Raw genomic sequence first — 15786 nt, forward strand, 5'->3', positions numbered from 1 at the left:
CAGCCCTTAGCCGGCCCCCTTCACGGCACGCGCATCACCCCACCCCGGGGAACAGCGGGAGCTGTTGGTGGCCGCGGGCCACGGCCCTGGGTGGGGTGCGGCGGGATGTCGTGAGCGTGAGGAGGGTGCGCAGGGCTGTGATGACCTGGGGGTGGGGGTGTCGCGGATCATCGACGGGGTCGCGCTGACCACCAGGATGCCGTGGGACTCCAGGCGCAGGCGGCGCAGGAGGGTGGCGTGCCAGGCGTCGCGCGTGTAGTGGTACTCCACCGAGTCGATCTCCAGGGCCACCCCCTCGTCCGGCCAGTACGCGTCTGGGCTGGCCAGGAACGTGCCGTCCGGGGTGTGCAGGCGGGCGTTCCACAGCGGGGTCGGGAGGTCCGTCGCCGTGAGGGTGTCCCGGGCCAGGGCCTCGGCGATCGAGCGGACCCCGGCGACGAGCTCCGACGCGGCGGCGCGGATCGCCGGGCGGGTGAGGAGGCGGGCCGCACGGAGCTCGGCGTGCAGGTCCTGCGGGTGGCACCAGCCAGCCTGGACGACATGGGCCAGGGTCGAGCGGATCCGCGCCGGATCCCCTGCCCGGGAGGCGAAGTCGGCCGCCGCGCGCACCGGGCGGGTGCTCGGGATGCCGGAGACCGCGATGGTGCGCGGCCAGCGGGCGGTGGCCAGCGGGCGGACCTCCGGGGTGCCGGTGAGCCGGCGCGGGGCCCGGACCAGGACGTCGGCCGGGGTGTACGGGACGTCGCGGATGCCGAGGAGGGCCAGGGCGGCGCCGCCCGTGAGGACGGCCGTGTCTCCCGACAGCGGGTCCGCGGCGGGCTCGGCGGCGTACAGGACGGCGGCGAGGGCGCGTTGGCGGTGGTCCGGGGGCCCGGTCTGCAGGAGGTAGACCCGGGGCAGTAAGCGCTGCCAGGGCCCGCCCGGGCGGGTGCGGGAGGTGATGGTGCCGTCCGGGATCCCGGACGAGGCGAGTTGGTGGCGGGTGGCCAGGTTGAGTTGTCTGCGCAGCAGCGGCTTCGGTGTGATCATGCCGCGGGTATGCCCGGCGTGATCGGCGGGACACCTCCGCGGGACACCCCCTAGCGGCCCGGGTGGTCCGGGGAGAGGAAGACGATCACGCCCGTCTGCGTGCCCGGCCGGGCGATGACCTCGTGCCAGCCCAGGCGCCGGTACGTGGCCACCGTGTCTGTCGCCAGGCGGGAGGTCAGCAGCCAGGCCCGCCGGTCCGGGGCGTCGGCGGTGATCTCGGTGAGCAGGGCCCGGCCGGTGCCGTGGCCGCGCGCGTAGGGGCGTACGGCGAGCTCGTCTATCTCCAGCGCGCCCGTCAGGAGTTCCCGCACCCGCTTCGGGCCGAGCTGCGCCGCGACTTGGGCGTACCCGCGGTCCTTGGGGAAGGCCGCCGGGGTGAGCCAGCCCGTGGCGAAGCCGTCGATGCCGGCCGCGGACTGGGCGAGAGCCGTACGGAAGCCGCGGCGCCGGGCGTCGGCCTGGAGGCGGACCGCGAACTGACGAATGGTTTCTTCGCCCTCGTTCCACGGCGGGGCGGAGAAGACGTCGGCATAGGCGTCGACCAGTTCGTCCGCGAGGTCGAGGACGGCCTGTCCGTAGCAGATCACGATGTCCGAGCTCCTCTTTTTCCCGTTTGGGATGGGAGAGTCAATTTATGCCGGTCCGGTTCCTGCAGCGCGTATCGCACGGATCCGGCGAGTGTGCGACAAATCCCTCCCCATGCTCCGTGTCGGGGGGACCCGCGGCGCGTTGAGCAGCCCGTGGACAGACTGCTTCGGGCGGCCGGCCGGTGCGTGCTCGCCTTCCTTCTCGTCCTGGGCGTGGTGGCGCTGCTGCCGCGCGCCGTGCAGGACGCCGTACCGGACGGCGTGATCGGCGGGGCCGTGCTCGTCCTGGGGGCGCTGGGCGCCCGCCGGGTGGTCAAGCCCCCGCGTTAGCCTCGTAGTACTCGCAGTAGTAGTACGAGCGAGATCAGCCAGATCAGACGACTTGAGGAGTTGGGCATGGCGCGCGTACCGAGTTCCGCAGTGGCGGCCGCCGGACTGGTCGGCGGGTACGCCGTCGCCCGGTGGACGAAGAAGCGCCCGCTGGGCGGTGTCGTGCTCGGGGCCGCCGGTCTGGCCGCCGGGCGGGAATGGCACCGGCGCGGCGGCGCCCCCGCGGCGGCAGGGCTCGGGGCGCTGTACCTCGCCGGCTTCGCGGGCGCGCACCCGCTGGCCAAGAAGGTCGGGGCGTGGCCCGCCGTCCTCGGGGCCGCCACCGTCGTGGCGGCCGCGTCCTGGGCCGTCGCCGACCGCGGCTGAACCGTGCCGGGGCGGCCCGGCCACGGCGCGGCCACGGCGCGGCCACGGCGCGGCCACGGCGCGGCCACGGCGCACCGGCCTGCGCGCAGGCCTGCGCGCCGAGCCCGCGTGCGGCCGGACCGGCCCGCGCGGCGATTCGGCTTACGCGCCGGACCGGCCTACGCGCCGATCCGCTTACGCGCCGGACCGGCCTACGCGCCGGACCGGCCTACGCGCCGAACGCCTGCGACACCACGTAGATCAGCAGCCCGGCCAGGGCGCCGACCACCGTGCCGTTGATGCGGATGAACTGCAGGTCCCGGCCGATGTGGGCCTCGATCTTCCGCGACGTGTGCTCGGCGTCCCACCCGGCCACGGTGTCCGTGATCAGCGAGGTGATCTCGGCCCGGTAGTTGGTCACCACATACACCACCGCGCCCTCGATCCAGCCCTCCACCTTGTCCTGGAGCCGGCCGTCCGTGGCCAGCCGCGCCCCCAGCGACAGCAGCGAGGACCGGAGCCGCAGCCGCAGCTCGCTCCGCTCGTCCTCCGCCGCCGAGATGATCATCGACCGGATCGCGGTCCAGGCGGAGGCGATCACCTCCTGGACCTCCCCGCGCTGCAGGATCTCGGACTTCAGGCGCTCCACCCGGGCCCGGGTTTCCGTGTCCGACTGCAGGTCGGCCGCGAAGTCCGTCAGGAACCGGTCCACCGCCCCGCGCGCCGGGTGCTCCGGCATGTCCCGCATCTCCGTCAGGAAGCGGAGCAGCTCCTTGTACACGCGCTCGCCGACCTTGCGGTCCACGAACCGCGGGGTCCAGCCGGGCGCGCCGCCCTGGACCGCGCCCATCACCGACTCCCCGTGCGTCACCAGCCAGTCGTGGGCCTTGCCGCAGACGAGGTCGACGACGCGGCGGTGCCCGCCGTCCGCGACGACCTTCTCCAGGGTCTTGCCGATCCCGGGCGCGATCTCGGCGCTCTCGGCCCGCCGGGTGATGGCCTCCCCCACGACGGCCTGCACATCGGAATCGCGCAGTACGGTCAGGGCTCCGCGCAGCGCGGTGGCCAGCTCGGCCGTGACCCGGTCGGCGTGCGCGGGCTCGGCCAGCCAGGATCCGAGCCGGGCGCCGATGCCGAGGGCGTGGAGGCGGGTGCGGACCACGTCCGGGGAGAGGAAATTCTCGCCGACGAACTCCCCGAGGGAGACACCGAGCTGGTCCTTCTTGGTCGGGATGATCGCGGTGTGCGGGATGGGCAGGCCGAGCGGGTGCCGGAACAGCGCGGTGACGGCGAACCAGTCGGCGAGCGCGCCGACCATGCCGGCCTCGGCGGCGGCCCGGACGTAGCCGGCCCAGCCGGCGCCGGAGTGCTCCGCCCAGGTGGTCAGTACGTAGACCAGCGCGACCAGGACCAGCAGGCCGGTCGCGGTGGTCTTCATGCGGCGGACGCCGCGGCGGCGCTCCTCGTCGGCCTCGCTGAACGCGAAGCCGCCGGTGCCTGCGCCTGCGCCTGCGCCTGTGCCTGTGCCTGTGCCTGTGCCAGTGCCAGTGGCGGTGGTGCGGTTGTCCACGTGCTCCTACCTTCCCCCGGGCGCCGGTTTTGTCTGCATAGCATCCGACTCCCCGGAAGCCCGAGGAGTTCCCGGCACGCCGATTCGCCGGCCGCCGAGGAGTACGAAGACCCGGGCCCGGCGGCCCGGACCGCCCGACCACGCTCGGCCGGGCCCCGCGCACCGGCCGAGGGCTTCGGCCGAGCCCCGGCCGGGGGTCGCGCAGTGCCCGGCCGTGGCTCCGTGCCGGCTCCGGCCCGGCCGCGAGACCGACGGTGATCGCCGCCCGGGACCTGCCGCGCCCGGAGGCCGCAGCGGGCCGGCCGGCCCCGGCCCCACGGCCTGGTCAAGCTCCGGCCGAACCGCGGACACCGGCCGGGGCTCCGGACGGGGCTCCCGCCGGGGCTCCGGCCAGGGCACCCGCCGGGGCTCCGGACGGGGCTCCGGCCAGAGCTCCCGCCGGGGCTCCGGCCAGGGATCCCGCCGGGGCTCCCGCCGGGGCTCCGGCCGGGCCCGGCGGGCCGGGCGGTCCCGGCGGCCAGGCCGTCGAGCTCGGCCGGGGGGCGTGCAGGGCCCGGACGGGGCTTCGTGCCGGCTCCAGCCCGCCATGGCACCCGCCCCGCTACAGCTCCTTGCGGAGGTTCGGGCCGCCGTTGAGGGGTTTGCGGGTCTTCGGGGGTTTGATCTTGACCTCGATGCCGCCCCAGAAGGCGAAGCCCGTCACGACCACCCGCGGGGCGCCCGGTGCGACCGGGCCCGGGGTGTCGCGCTGGTCGAAGGCGCCCATGAAGCCGAAGCCCCGGACGTCGACGTCCACGCCCGGCGGGACGGTGATCTGGATCCCGCCCATGATCGCGACGCAGTTGATGACCACCTCCCGCTCCGCGAAGTTCGCCTCGCGCAGGTCGAGCTCGCCGCCGCCCCAGAACGCCACCGCGTCCAGGCGGGCGGGCACCGTCCAGTTGCCCTTGCGCTGGAACGACGACATGACCGCGACGGCCGGCGATGCTGCCGCGGGCAGGCCGTCACCCCCGACCCTGGACGGCCACGAACGGTCCGCCGGGGTCACGGCGGGCCCCGGGGCCGACGCCGCAACCGCCATCGGGGCCCCGCCCGGCGCCGGCAAGTCGCGGGTCAGCGGTTCCAGTTCCGCGTACGTCTTCGACGTGTACGCGGCCTCCAGCCGCTCCTCGAACTCCTCCATGTCGATCCGGCCCTCGGCGACGGCGTCCCGCAGACGCTCCGCCACCCGCTCGCGGTCGGCATCCGACGCCCTCAGCTCCGGCAACGGCTTCTCCGGCCGCTCGTCAGTCATGGGGAACAGACTATGCAGCCACGCAAGGGAGTTGTATGGCCCCAGCCCCGGCCCGGACCCCAGCTCATCCCTGATCTATCCCTGGTCCCGGGCCCTGGTCCCGAGCCCTGATCCCAGACCCTGGTCCCGGGCCGTGGTTCCGAGCCGTGGTCCCGAGCTCTGCTCCCAGGCTCTGGTTCCGAGCCGTGGTCCCGAGCCCTGATCCCAGACCCTGATCCCGAGCCCCGGTCCCAGGCCGTGGTTCCGGGCCCTGATCCCGAGCCCTGATCCCGAGCCGTGGTCCCGAGCCCTGGCCCGGCCTCGGTCCCCGACCCTAGCCAGGCCCTGGCCCTGGCCCTGGCCCTGGCCCGCTCATGACACCCCGGGCCCCGGACCAGGCCCAGCCCCGCACCGCCCCGGCCCCGGGCCCGCCTCAGCCCCGCCCCGCGTACATCCGCGCGATCACGTCCTCGATGTCCGGCTCCCGCACCGACAGGTCCAGCAGCGGATACCGTGCCGCCACCTCCGCCACCAGCGGCGCCGCCGAGGCCCCCGCCGGGAACGCCAGCCACTGCCGCGGCCCGTCCACCTTCACCACCCGCGCCCCCGCCACGCTGATCTCCGGAAGCTCCCGCTCCAGGTCCACCACCAGCGTCCGCTCGCTCTCCCCCATCGAGTGCAGACCGCCCAGCGCCCCGTCGTACATCAGCCGCCCGTGGTCGATCACCATCACCCGCTCGCACAGCTGCTCGATGTCCTGCAGGTCATGGGTCGTGAGCAGCACGGTCGTGCCGAGCTCCGCGTTCAGCTGCCGCAGGAAGCCCCGTACCCTCGCCTTGCTCACCACGTCGAGCCCGATCGTCGGCTCGTCCAGGTACAGCACGTCCGGATCGTGCAGCAGCGCCGCCGCGATGTCCCCGCGCATCCGCTGGCCCAGCGACAGCTGCCGTACCGGTACGTCGAGCAGCTCGGCCAGGTCGAGGCGGTCCACGCAGCGCTCCAGGTTCTCCTTGAACCTCGCCTCCGGGATCCGGTACATCCGCCGCATCAGCCCGTACGAGTCCTTCAGCGGCAGGTCCCACCACAGCGTGGTCCGCTGCCCGAACACCACCCCGATCCGGTGCGCCAGCCGCATCCGCTCCCGCGCCGGGTCGATGCCCGCGACCCGCAGCCGGCCGCCGCTCGGGGTGAGGATGCCGGTCAGCATCTTGATCGTGGTCGACTTCCCGGCGCCGTTGGGCCCGATGTAGCCGACCACCTCCCCCCGCGCCACCTCGAAGCTGATCCCGTCCACGGCTCTGACCTGCCGTTTCTCCCGGCGCATCGGGCTCACCCGGCGCCGTACGTCGAAGACCTTCTCGACCTCGTCCAGCTCGATCAGCACATCCGTGCCCGCCACCACTCAGCTCCCTGTGCTCCGGTACGAACGAAGACCCGCGCGCCACGCCAGCGACGCGGGCAGAAACACCACGAAGGCCACCAGCGGGCTCAGGAACGCCACCCACCCCGGCAGCCCCAGCGGGTCGGGCCGCCCCAGTACGTAGAGGGCGGGCAGCCAGTTGACGAAGGCCAGCGGCACGATGAACGTGACCCCGCGCAGCAGGTCCTTCGCGAACACCGTCGGCGGGTACTGGAGCATCGTGTTGCCGCCGTACGTGAAGGAGTTCTGCACCTCCGCCGCGTCCCCGGCGACGAACTGGAACGCCGCCCCGGCCACCATCACCGCCCCGAAGATCGCTGCCCCGGCCACGATCATCACGGGTACCAGGAGCACCTTCCCGGCGGTCCAGTCCACGTCCAGCGCCGAGACCGCCCAGACCAGCACCGCCAGGCCCTGCCCGGTCCGCCCCACCCGGCGCAGCGCGAAGCGGTCCGCCGCGACCTGCGCGAGCACCGGGACCGGGCGCACCAGCATGGTGTCGAGCGAGCCGTCGCGGATCCGGACGCCGATCCGGTCCGTATTGCCGAGGAGCAGGTCCGCGAGCCCCAGGGAGGCCGAGGAGGAGCCGTACAGCAGGGCGATCTCGGGCAGCGTGAAGCCGCCGAGCACGTCCACGTGCGAGAACATGATCCAGATCGCGACGAAGTCGAGGAGCTGGATCGCCGCGTTCCCGAAGGCGGACAGGAAGAACGACGTCCGGTACGTCATCGTCGACCGGACCCACATCGCCACGATCAGCCCGTAGCCGCGCAGCCCCTCCGCCGCGCGGTTCCGCTTCGGCACGTCGAGCGGCAGGGCGCGCCACCGCGGCGCTGAACCCGCCGCACCCACCGCCCCCACCACGTCCGCCGCCTCAGCCGCTCCCACCGCCGCCACCGCATCCGGCGCCTCAGCCACCCTGGACCACCACCTTCCGCGTAGCCGCCGACTGCAACAGCCGCCCCAGGCCCAGCAGTACGAGCGCCCAGCCCGCCTGGAAGCCCAGCGCCCGCACCGCACCCCCGGCGCCGGCGTGCTCGCCCAGCAGCACGTCCAGCGGCACCTGGAGCATCGCCGCCCACGGCAGGACGCGGACGAACTCGCCGAAGCCGCCCGGGAACACCGTCAGCGGCAGCAGCATCCCGGAGAAGAAGATCGTGACGACGACGGCCATCATGTTGATCCCGGCCCCGTCCATCAGCCAGAACGCGGCCAGCCCCAGCAGGTACCGGATCCCGAAGCTGACGAGCAGCGCGAGGAGTACGGACGCCAGGAACAGCAGCCAGCGCACCGGGTCGGCGGGCAACGCCAGTTGGAACGCCAGCGCCCCCGCGAGCAACGGCACCACCCCGCGCCCGAGCAACTGGAAGCCCGCGCGCCCCAGATCGGCCGCGAGCCACCACATCTGGAGATCGGCCGGCCGGTACAGGTCGACGGCGATGTCACCCGTACGGATGCGCTCCTGCATCTCGTCCTGGAAGCCGCCGCCGATGAACGCGCCCGCGGCGAGCAGCGACTGGCTCACCCAGACGAAGGTCAGTGCCTGCGCCTGGTCGTAGCCGCCCAGTCCGGGCCGCTCGTCCCACAACGCGACGTACGTGTACGCGAGGATGAAGCCGAAGACGGTGTTGGTGAACACCCCTGCCGCCGTCGCCGTCCCGTACGTGGCGTAGCGCCGGAACCCGCCGGCCGCGACGGCCGGATAGAGCCACACTCTGCGAGCCGTTCCCTGGCGCACCGTATCCCTCCGTTTTCCCCGGTCGTTCCTAGGTCGGCCAAAGCGCGCGAGCTTAGTGCGGAGGGGCGATCCACGCGACCGGTTTACGCCCGTCCAGCGCGGAACGGGCGGTCATCGGGTAGACAGCACGGAGCACAGATGTGGATATTTCGTACGGCGTCGAGGAGTCCTGGCGATGAGCGACCAGTCACCACCACCGGGCTGGAGCCCTCGTGACCCGGACACCCCCGCAGAACCTCCCGCGCAGCCGCCGGCCGCACCCCGCAGCAACAAGGGCGACACGGGCAACAAGAACGGGAGGAACGGGAGGGGCGGGAAGAACGGGAAGAGCGAGAGGCAGGCACACGCAGCCGCCAAGAAGGCCGAGCGGAAACGGAAGCGGACCGGCTGGCGCCGCTTCGTCCCCACCTGGCGCATGGTCCTCGGCGTGGTCCTGCTGATCGCCCTGCTGATCGTCGGCGCCCTCGTCGCCGGCTACCTCCTGGTCGACATCCCGCCCGCCAACTCCGCCGCGACCGCCCAGTCCAACGTCTACCTCTACGCCGACGGCTCCCAGCTCGCCCGCGACGGCGAGGTCAACCGCGTCAACGTCCCGCTCTCGCAGATCCCCCGCACGGTCCAGGAATCCGTACTGGCCGCCGAGGACCGGGACTTCTACTCCGAACGGGCGGTCGACCCCAAGGCGATGCTCCGCGCCGCCTGGAACACGGCGACCGGCAAGGGCACCCAGTCCGGCTCGACCATCACCCAGCAGTACGTCAAGAACTACTACCTGGGCCAGGAACAGACGATCAAGCGCAAGGTCAAGGAGTTCTTCATCGCGATCAAACTCGGCCGCGAGAAATCGAAGGACTACATCCTCGAGGGCTACCTCAACACCAGCTACTTCGGCCGCAACGCCTACGGCATCCAGGCCGCCGCCCAGGCCTACTACGGCAAGGACATCGGCAAACTCACCACCGCCGAGGGCGCGTACCTCGCCACCCTCCTCAACTCCCCCAGCGCCTTCGACGTCGTCGCCCACCCCCAGAGCCGCGACCGCGCAGTCGCCCGCTGGAACTACGTACTCGACGGCATGGTCAAGAAGCAGTGGCTGCCGGCGGCCGAGCGGACCACGACACGGTTCCCCGAACCCGGCAAGGTCCGCCCGGCCGCCGGCCTCTCCGGCCAGCGCGGCTACCTCGTCGAAGCCGTCAAGGACTACATCGTCGAGCACAAGATCCTCGACGAGAAGACCCTCGCCGAGGGCGGCTACCGCATCACCACCACCATCGACAGACGCCGCGAGAACGCCTTCGTCGACGCCGTCGACGAGAAGATGGCGAGCAAGCTCGACCCCGAGACGAACAAGGCGGACCGCTTCGTACGGGCCGGCGGGGTCTCCATCGACCCCGCCACCGGCAAGGTCGTCGCCATGTACGGCGGCTTCGACTACACCAAGCAGTACGTCAACAACGCGACCCGGCACGACTACCAGGTAGCCTCCACCTTCAAGCCGTTCGTGTTCGCCTCCGCCGTCGAGAACGACTCCCGCACCCAGGACGGCCGCCTGATCACCCCCAACACCCTCTACAACGGCGACAACAAGCGCCGCGTGGTCGGCAGCCGGACCCCCTACGCCCCCGAGAACGAGGGCCAGCTGTCGTACGGGAACATCACCGTCACCACCGCCACCGACCTCTCCGTCAACACGGTCTTCGCCCAGATGGTCGTCGACGTCGGCACCGTCAAGGTCAAGAAGACCGCCATCGACCTCGGCATCCCCGAGGGCACCCCGAACTTCGTCGCGAGCCCCGCGATGGCCCTCGGCACCATGCAGGCCAGCGTCCTGGACATGACCCAGGCCTACGCGACCCTCGCCGACCACGGCCGCTACACCCCGTACACCCTCCTCGAGAAGATCACCAAGGGCAGCGACAGCATCCGCCTGCCCGACCGCACCCCGAAACAGGCCGTCAGCCGCGAAGCCGCCGACACCACCACGTCCATGCTGGTCAGCGTCGTCGACAACGGCACCGGCACGGCCGCCCTCGCCGCCGGGCACCCGGCCGCCGGAAAGACGGGCACAGCCGAACTGGACCGCTCCGCCTGGTTCGCGGCGTACACCCCGGACCTGGTCACGGTCGTCTCGATGATGGGCCAGGACCCCGACACGGGCTCCCTGGAATCCCTGTACGGGGCGCTCGGCGAAGCCCGGATCGGGGGCGGCGGCTACCCGGCCCGGATCTGGGCGCAGTACACGAAGACGGCCCTGGAGGGCAGCGACCCCCTGGACTTCGACCTCGAACTCCAGCCGGGCGCGGCCCCGTCCCCGCCGCCGTTCATCCCGAGCACCCCGGAGCCGACGCCGGACGCGAGCGCCCCGGAACCCCCGGCACCGCCGAGGCGGCCGAACCGCCCGAACCGGCCGACGCCGCCGAACGGCGGCCAGGACCAGGGCGGCCGGAACCAGGGGCAGAACACCGGGGGCCAGACCACGGAGGGCGACACCACGGGAGGCCAGAGCGACGAGGGCACCACCACCGGGACGACCACCACCGGGACGACCACGGGCACCACGGCCGGCACCACGGCCGGCACCCTGGGCGGCGTCATCGGCGGCCGCCCGCGCAGCCGCCCCCCGTCGCAATACCTGGAATAGCGGGAGCCCGTAAGGGGAGATCAGTGACCCGAGGTCGCCTTCAGCCCCACCACGGCGACCAGCAGCAGGCAGATGAAGAAGATCCGGGCGGCGGTGACGGGCTCACCCAGCACCGCCATACCCAGCACCGCGGCCCCGGCCGCACCGATGCCCACCCATACGCCGTACGCGGTACCGATGGGCAGGGTCTTGGCGGCGTACGAGAGCAGCACCATGCTGGCGACGATCCCGGCACCGGTGAACACACTGGGCCACAGCCGGGTGAAGCCCTCCGTGAACTTCATACCGATCGACCAGCCGACCTCGAGCAGACCGGCGACGAGAAGCAGGACCCAGGCCATGACAGGCACCTCCGGCAACGAGAGCGAACGGGGTGCGTCGTCTTGTCGTCCAGCCACGGCCACCCGGTACGGCGCGTCTCGTCGGGGTTCCCCGCCACCGTAGCAAAGCCCACGACAAAGGCCGGTGACGCCCGTCACCGGCCCCTTCCCCTACGGGGGACGATCAGAGGGATCTACAGGTACAGCCCGGTGGAGTCCTTGGACCCCTCCAGCCGCTCCGCGGCCACGGCGTGCAGATCCCGCTCGCGCATCAGCACGTACGTCGCACCCCGCACCTCGACCTCGGCCCGGTCCTCAGGGTCGTACAGCACCCGGTCGCCCGGCTCCACACTGCGTACGTTCTGCCCGACCGCGACCACCTCGGCCCAGGCCAGCCGCTTGCCCACGGCAGCGGTCGCCGGAATCAGGATGCCGCCGCCCGAACGCCGCTCGCCCTCCGGCAAGTCGGACTTCACGAGCACCCGGTCGTGCAGCATGCGGATGGGCAGCTTGTCGTGGGTGGTGGTGTTGGTGTTGTCGCTCACGTCACGAACCTACCCGTCCGCGCCCGGTCCGCGCGCCGCAGGGTCATCAGCGCTTGCGCCGCGCCGACGCGACGAGCAGACCGATCACACCCGCCGCGACCAGCGCGACGGGCGCGATCCGGTCGAAGCGCGGAGTACCGTCCTCGTAGCGCAGGCCGTCCCGCACATCCGTCAGGAGGCGGTTCACGGCGGCGACGGCACGCCCGGCGGTGTGGTCCACCGTCGAGGCGACCCGGGCCTTCGCGTCCCCGATGATCGTCGTCGGGTGCAGGCGCACGCCGATCTCGTCGAGCGTCTCGGCGAGCTCCTCGCGGCGGCGGACGATGTCCGCCTCGATCTGTGCGGGGGTCCTGGCTTCCGGCACCGCGCTGCCTCCGTCGTCGTCATGGTCGGTCGTGCTCGGTCGTGGGGGGCGTAGCCCACCATGAACAGTCTGTCAGCTTAGTCTCGGACCGTACCGATCCCCTCCCGAGGAGACTGTTGACATGAGTGAGCGACTCCAGCCGGGCGACACCGCCCCCGCCTTCACCCTGCCCGACGCGGACGGCAACGAGGTCTCGCTCGCCGACCACAAGGGCCGCAAGGTGATCGTGTACTTCTACCCCGCGGCGCTGACGCCGGGCTGCACGAAGCAGGCCTGCGACTTCACGGACAACCTGGCGGTGCTGGCCGAGGCCGGCTACGACGTGATCGGCGTCTCCCCGGACAAGCCGGAGAAGCTGGCGAAGTTCCGCGAGAAGGAGCACCTGAAGGTCACCCTGGTCGGCGACCCCGAGAAGAAGGTCCTCGAGTCCTACGGCGCGTTCGGCGAGAAGAAGCTGTACGGCAAGACCGTGACCGGGGTCATCCGCTCCACAGTGATCGTGGACGAGGAGGGCAAGGTCGAGCGCGCCCTCTACAACGTGAAGGCCACGGGCCACGTAGCCAAGATCATCAAGGACCTGGGCATCTAGCCCCGCTCTCCGCCCACGGAGCGGCCCGCACCAACCGGTGCGGGCCGCTCCGTTTATCGGACGTAACCGTCCGCATACCGGTTCGTTAGCCCGTACGAGGCCACGAACGCGCGGCCGGAGCGGAGGGGCAACGATGACGGTGCGGTACACACGAGACCTGCTGGAAGAGGCGGCTCGGGTGACGACGAACTTCAACGATGCGGTGATCTGGTGCGGGGGCACTCCCACACCGGGTTCCAGGCGCTACCTTCGCGCGAAGATGCAGGAGGCGGGCGTCGACTTCTCGCATTTCCCGACGCAATGGGTACGGCACACGGAAGAACGACTGCGCGAGTTGGTCGCGGCCTCGACGTCCGTCAGAGAAGTGGTCTCCCGGCTCGGCATCAGTCAAGTCGGCGGCAACCACACGCACATCAGCCGACGGATAGCGGCGCTGGGCATCGACACCTCGCACTTCACCGCGACGCGGAAGCAGCGCCCAAAGGGATCTCTGGGCCCCGTGCTCACCCTGAGGACGCCCGAAGAGGGCAGGATCCCGGGCGAGCGGCTACGCAGGGCTCTGCTCGGGTCCGGCGTACCGGAGGAATGCGCGGAGTGTGGCGTCGGAGTGGAGTGGAACGGCAAGCCGCTCCGCCACGAAGTCGACCACGTGAACGGCAACTGGTGGGACAACCGGGCGGAGAACCTGCGGCTGATGTGCCCCAACTGTCACGCGGCGACCGATACCTACCGCGGCCGGAACCGGCGGCGCGCGGCATGAAGAGCCCGCGGTACACACGCGACCTGCTCACCCGGAGCGCGCCGGGCGCCACCAGCCTCGTGGCTCTGATGCGCCAACTCGGCGTCCCGCTCGGCAGCGGCCCTCGCGCCTACCTGCGCAATCGGCTGGCCCACTACGGGATCGACACATCACACTTCGTCGACGAGGCGCTTCCCGCCCGAATCCCACAGTCGTACACGAAGGAGCGGCTGGCGGAGGCGGCAGCTCACTCGCACAACATCGCCGGCATGCTGGCCTACATGGGCGTCGCGCCCTACGACAGCGCGTACGGCCACCTTCGGAAGAAACTCGATCGCTTCGGGATCGATACATCGCACTTTACGACGCAGCTGCGCCGCGGAGAGCGGCTCTTCCCACGCGAGGAGATCACCCGCGCCGTCACCGAGTCCCACAGCATGGCCGGAGTGATGCGGTCTCTGGGGCACCACGAGTTCGGCGGAGCGGCCCGCGCGAAGGCGAGACGGAGCATCGAGGAGTACGGGATATCGACGGAACACTTCACAGGGCAGGGCCACACCGCAGGACGCCCGTCACCGACCCGCAGGTCGGCGGAGGACATCCTTCAACGGCTGGAAATCGGCTCAGGCCGCGAGAAGACCGCCGTACTCCGCCGCGCCCTTGATGACCTCGGCGTACCGCACGTCTGCGACGAATGCGGAATCGGCGATACCTGGCGAGGCAAGCGGCTCGTTCTGGAGATCGACCACATCAACGGAGACCGGCTGGACAACCGCCACGACAACCTCCGGTACCTGTGCCCGTCCTGCCACAGCCAGACGGGAACGTTCGCGAAACGATCTCGCCGCACAACACAGGGGCCGGCACAGTAAAGTAGCCGCGATGGGTCCGTACCCCAGCTGGCCAAGAGGGCGCCGGTTTAGGTCCGGTGTGTCGTGGGTTCGAGTCCCACCGGGCCCACTCCACGGAGGCTCCGTGCGCGAGTACCGCGTACGGGGCCTCCGTCGTACTCGGGGTCAGCCGAGGAGGGCGCGGATGAAGGGGACCAGGGCGCGGAAGGCCTGGCCGCGGTGGGAGATGGCGTTCTTCTCCGCCGGGGTGAGTTCCGCGCAGGTACGGGTGTCGCCCTTCGGCTGGAGGATCGGGTCGTAGCCGAAGCCGCCCGTGCCCGCCGGGGTGTGGCGGAGGGTGCCGAGGAGGCGGCCCTCCACGACGCGTTCGGTGCCGTCCGGGAGGGCCAGGGCCGCCGCGCACGCGAAGTGGGCTCCGCGGTGTTCGTCGGCGATGTCCCCGAGCTGGGCCAGCAGCAGGTCCAGGTTCGCCTTGTCGTCGCCGTGCGTGCCCGCCCACCGCGCCGAGAAGATGCCGGGGGCGCCGTTCAGGACGTCCACGCAGAGGCCGGAGTCGTCGGCGATCGCCGGCAGGCCGGTGGCGCGGGCCAGGGCGTGGGCCTTGAGGAGGGCGTTCTCGGCGAAGGTGACGCCGGTTTCCTTGACGTCCGGGATCTGCGGGTACGCGTCCGCGCCGACCAGCTCGTGCGGCAGGCCGGCGTCGGACAGGATGGCGTGGAGCTCGGCGACTTTGCCCGCGTTGCGGGTGGCGAGGATCAGGCGGCTGGTCATGGCGCCCATTATTCCGCGTCCATGATTCCGGTGGCCGGGAGCCGGTCAGCCCGGCGTGCACACCTTCGACAGTTCCTTCGCCGCGTCGGCGACGGGCTGGATGTCCGGGTTGGGGTTGCCGTTCTCGATGGCCGTGCGGACGTTCTTGACCGCCGTGGCCATGGAGGAGACGGCCTTGCCGAGGTCGGCGTTGTCCGTCTGGTCGCCGACCTTCTTGAGGTTCGCCTCGATCTGGTTCAGCGCGTTCTGGGCGTCCTGCGGGCTGTTGCCCGCCTGGGAGACCGCCTGCTGGAGGTCGCCCACGCCGTCCGTGATGGCCACCGCCGTGTTCGCGCAGTCCATCGCCGTCGAGATCGCGTCACAGGACGTCAGCGCCGGGACGGCCAGAGCCGCTGCCAGGACGACCGCCGCTATGCGGTGCTTCGGGTTCATGGTTCGGGTCTCCCAAGGACGAGAAGGACGGAAAGGACGGGAAGGACGAGTAGGACGGTGGATGCGAGGACGGGCGCACGGCTTTGACACCGTGCGCCCGTAACCAGTGGGACGCAGGAGCGCCCTCTGCGGTTCTGGTTGCGCCTAGGGGTGTCCGGCGGATCAGGGCCGGATAGCCCGGGTCGTCTGGTGCCGTGGATTGCAAGGCGGAGGAGGGAGCCAATGCGGAGTATTGGCGACCG

The 15786-nt window shown here is 71.7% G+C and carries 18 protein-coding genes, 1 tRNA gene and 1 riboswitch; of the genes, 7 read left to right on the top strand and 12 right to left on the bottom strand.

What is annotated here, in order from left to right; all coding sequences use genetic code 11:
- Nucleotides 1–6 precede the first annotated feature (6 nt).
- Nucleotides 7–1029, bottom strand: coding sequence for a hypothetical protein (locus tag AB0I68_RS09875; protein ID WP_363176699.1), 1023 nt, complete (start codon nt 1027–1029; stop codon nt 7–9).
- Nucleotides 1030–1079: 50 nt separating this feature from the next.
- Nucleotides 1080–1616 carry a GNAT family N-acetyltransferase gene (locus tag AB0I68_RS09880; protein WP_363176700.1) on the bottom strand — a complete coding sequence of 179 codons (537 nt, stop codon included), beginning with the start codon at nt 1614–1616 and terminating at the stop codon, nt 1080–1082.
- A gap of 153 nt (nt 1617–1769) precedes the next feature.
- On the opposite strand from AB0I68_RS09880, the gene AB0I68_RS09885 reads away from it, so the two are divergent.
- Both AB0I68_RS09885 and AB0I68_RS09890 read left to right on the top strand, forming a co-directional pair.
- A complete protein-coding gene (locus AB0I68_RS09885) occupies nt 1770–1946 on the top strand; it encodes a hypothetical protein (RefSeq protein WP_363176701.1) in 177 nt (58 codons plus the stop codon).
- Between the two features lie 66 nt (nt 1947–2012).
- Complete coding sequence (locus AB0I68_RS09890) at nt 2013–2312, top strand: hypothetical protein (RefSeq protein ID WP_363176702.1); 300 nt, start codon at nt 2013–2015, stop codon at nt 2310–2312.
- Between the two features lie 208 nt (nt 2313–2520).
- Here the strand turns inward: AB0I68_RS09890 and AB0I68_RS09895 are convergent, their stop codons facing one another.
- The 5 genes from AB0I68_RS09895 to AB0I68_RS09915 form a co-directional block, all read right to left on the bottom strand.
- Nucleotides 2521–3861, bottom strand: coding sequence for a DUF445 domain-containing protein (locus AB0I68_RS09895; RefSeq protein WP_363176703.1), 1341 nt, complete (start codon nt 3859–3861; stop codon nt 2521–2523).
- A gap of 601 nt (nt 3862–4462) precedes the next feature.
- The gene (locus AB0I68_RS09900) at nt 4463–5155 is read right to left on the bottom strand and encodes a DUF1707 domain-containing protein (protein ID WP_363176704.1); all 693 of its coding nucleotides are present in this window, start codon (nt 5153–5155) and stop codon (nt 4463–4465) included.
- Nucleotides 5156–5567: 412 nt separating this feature from the next.
- Complete coding sequence (locus tag AB0I68_RS09905; RefSeq protein ID WP_363176705.1) at nt 5568–6533, bottom strand: ATP-binding cassette domain-containing protein; 966 nt, start codon at nt 6531–6533, stop codon at nt 5568–5570.
- A gap of 3 nt (nt 6534–6536) precedes the next feature.
- Nucleotides 6537–7301, bottom strand: coding sequence for an ABC transporter permease (locus AB0I68_RS09910; protein WP_363176732.1), 765 nt, complete (start codon nt 7299–7301; stop codon nt 6537–6539).
- 163 nt (nt 7302–7464) lie between these two features.
- Nucleotides 7465–8268 (bottom strand): ABC-2 family transporter protein, encoded by an 804-nt coding sequence (locus tag AB0I68_RS09915; protein WP_363176706.1) that lies wholly within the window; start codon nt 8266–8268, stop codon nt 7465–7467.
- Nucleotides 8269–8707: 439 nt separating this feature from the next.
- On the opposite strand from AB0I68_RS09915, the gene AB0I68_RS09920 reads away from it, so the two are divergent.
- Nucleotides 8708–10933 (top strand): transglycosylase domain-containing protein, encoded by a 2226-nt coding sequence (locus AB0I68_RS09920; RefSeq protein WP_363176733.1) that lies wholly within the window; start codon nt 8708–8710, stop codon nt 10931–10933.
- Between the two features lie 20 nt (nt 10934–10953).
- Here AB0I68_RS09920 and AB0I68_RS09925 read toward each other — a convergent pair whose 3' ends face one another.
- From AB0I68_RS09925 to AB0I68_RS09935, 3 genes are all read right to left on the bottom strand, one after another.
- Nucleotides 10954–11274, bottom strand: a complete 321-nt coding sequence (locus tag AB0I68_RS09925; protein WP_030158619.1) for a multidrug efflux SMR transporter — start codon at nt 11272–11274, stop codon at nt 10954–10956.
- Nucleotides 11275–11305: 31 nt separating this feature from the next.
- A riboswitch (guanidine-III (ykkC-III) riboswitch) is annotated at nt 11306–11387 on the bottom strand.
- A 60-nt stretch (nt 11388–11447) separates the two neighbouring features.
- Nucleotides 11448–11750 (bottom strand): co-chaperone GroES, encoded by a 303-nt coding sequence (locus AB0I68_RS09930; RefSeq protein ID WP_124289437.1) that lies wholly within the window; start codon nt 11748–11750, stop codon nt 11448–11450.
- Nucleotides 11751–11844: 94 nt separating this feature from the next.
- Entirely contained in the window at nt 11845–12162 is a 318-nt protein-coding gene (locus AB0I68_RS09935) for a DUF3618 domain-containing protein (protein WP_363176707.1), read from the bottom strand.
- A gap of 121 nt (nt 12163–12283) precedes the next feature.
- On the opposite strand from AB0I68_RS09935, the gene bcp reads away from it, so the two are divergent.
- The 4 genes from bcp to AB0I68_RS09955 all read left to right on the top strand — a co-directional run bounded on the left by bcp (nt 12284) and on the right by AB0I68_RS09955 (nt 14450).
- Complete coding sequence (gene bcp / locus AB0I68_RS09940; RefSeq protein ID WP_053784832.1) at nt 12284–12751, top strand: thioredoxin-dependent thiol peroxidase; 468 nt, start codon at nt 12284–12286, stop codon at nt 12749–12751.
- A gap of 133 nt (nt 12752–12884) precedes the next feature.
- Nucleotides 12885–13511, top strand: coding sequence for an HNH endonuclease (locus AB0I68_RS09945; protein WP_363176708.1), 627 nt, complete (start codon nt 12885–12887; stop codon nt 13509–13511).
- On the top strand, nt 13508–14362 hold the full coding sequence (locus AB0I68_RS09950; RefSeq protein WP_363176709.1) for an HNH endonuclease signature motif containing protein: 855 nt from the start codon (nt 13508–13510) through the stop codon (nt 14360–14362). Before AB0I68_RS09945 ends, AB0I68_RS09950 begins: the two co-directional genes overlap by 4 nt.
- 12 nt (nt 14363–14374) lie before the next feature.
- Nucleotides 14375–14450, top strand: a tRNA-Leu gene (locus AB0I68_RS09955).
- Nucleotides 14451–14506: 56 nt separating this feature from the next.
- Here the strand turns inward: AB0I68_RS09955 and rdgB are convergent.
- Nucleotides 14507–15112 (bottom strand): RdgB/HAM1 family non-canonical purine NTP pyrophosphatase, encoded by a 606-nt coding sequence (gene rdgB, locus AB0I68_RS09960; protein ID WP_363176711.1) that lies wholly within the window; start codon nt 15110–15112, stop codon nt 14507–14509.
- A 45-nt stretch (nt 15113–15157) separates the two neighbouring features.
- Nucleotides 15158–15544 (bottom strand): hypothetical protein, encoded by a 387-nt coding sequence (locus AB0I68_RS09965; protein WP_363176712.1) that lies wholly within the window; start codon nt 15542–15544, stop codon nt 15158–15160.
- Between the last annotated feature and the right edge of the window lie 242 nt (nt 15545–15786).

This window comes from Streptomyces sp. NPDC050448, assembly GCF_040655295.1.
GTDB lineage: Bacteria > Actinomycetota > Actinomycetes > Streptomycetales > Streptomycetaceae > Streptomyces.

Coding starts and splice junctions, on each gene's coding strand:
- AB0I68_RS09875 (WP_363176699.1), bottom strand. CDS start 1,029: ATGATCACACCGAAGCCGCTGCTGCGCAGACAACTCAACCTGGCCACC.
- AB0I68_RS09890 (WP_363176702.1), top strand. CDS start 2,013: ATGGCGCGCGTACCGAGTTCCGCAGTGGCGGCCGCCGGACTGGTCGGC.
- AB0I68_RS09900 (WP_363176704.1), bottom strand. CDS start 5,155: ATGACTGACGAGCGGCCGGAGAAGCCGTTGCCGGAGCTGAGGGCGTCG.
- AB0I68_RS09910 (WP_363176732.1), bottom strand. CDS start 7,301: ATGTGGGTCCGGTCGACGATGACGTACCGGACGTCGTTCTTCCTGTCC.
- AB0I68_RS09920 (WP_363176733.1), top strand. CDS start 8,708: ATGGTCCTCGGCGTGGTCCTGCTGATCGCCCTGCTGATCGTCGGCGCC.
- AB0I68_RS09925 (WP_030158619.1), bottom strand. CDS start 11,274: ATGGCCTGGGTCCTGCTTCTCGTCGCCGGTCTGCTCGAGGTCGGCTGG.
- AB0I68_RS09930 (WP_124289437.1), bottom strand. CDS start 11,750: ATGCTGCACGACCGGGTGCTCGTGAAGTCCGACTTGCCGGAGGGCGAG.
- bcp (WP_053784832.1), top strand. CDS start 12,284: ATGAGTGAGCGACTCCAGCCGGGCGACACCGCCCCCGCCTTCACCCTG.
- AB0I68_RS09945 (WP_363176708.1), top strand. CDS start 12,885: ATGACGGTGCGGTACACACGAGACCTGCTGGAAGAGGCGGCTCGGGTG.
- AB0I68_RS09950 (WP_363176709.1), top strand. CDS start 13,508: ATGAAGAGCCCGCGGTACACACGCGACCTGCTCACCCGGAGCGCGCCG.
- rdgB (WP_363176711.1), bottom strand. CDS start 15,112: ATGACCAGCCGCCTGATCCTCGCCACCCGCAACGCGGGCAAAGTCGCC.
- AB0I68_RS09965 (WP_363176712.1), bottom strand. CDS start 15,544: ATGAACCCGAAGCACCGCATAGCGGCGGTCGTCCTGGCAGCGGCTCTG.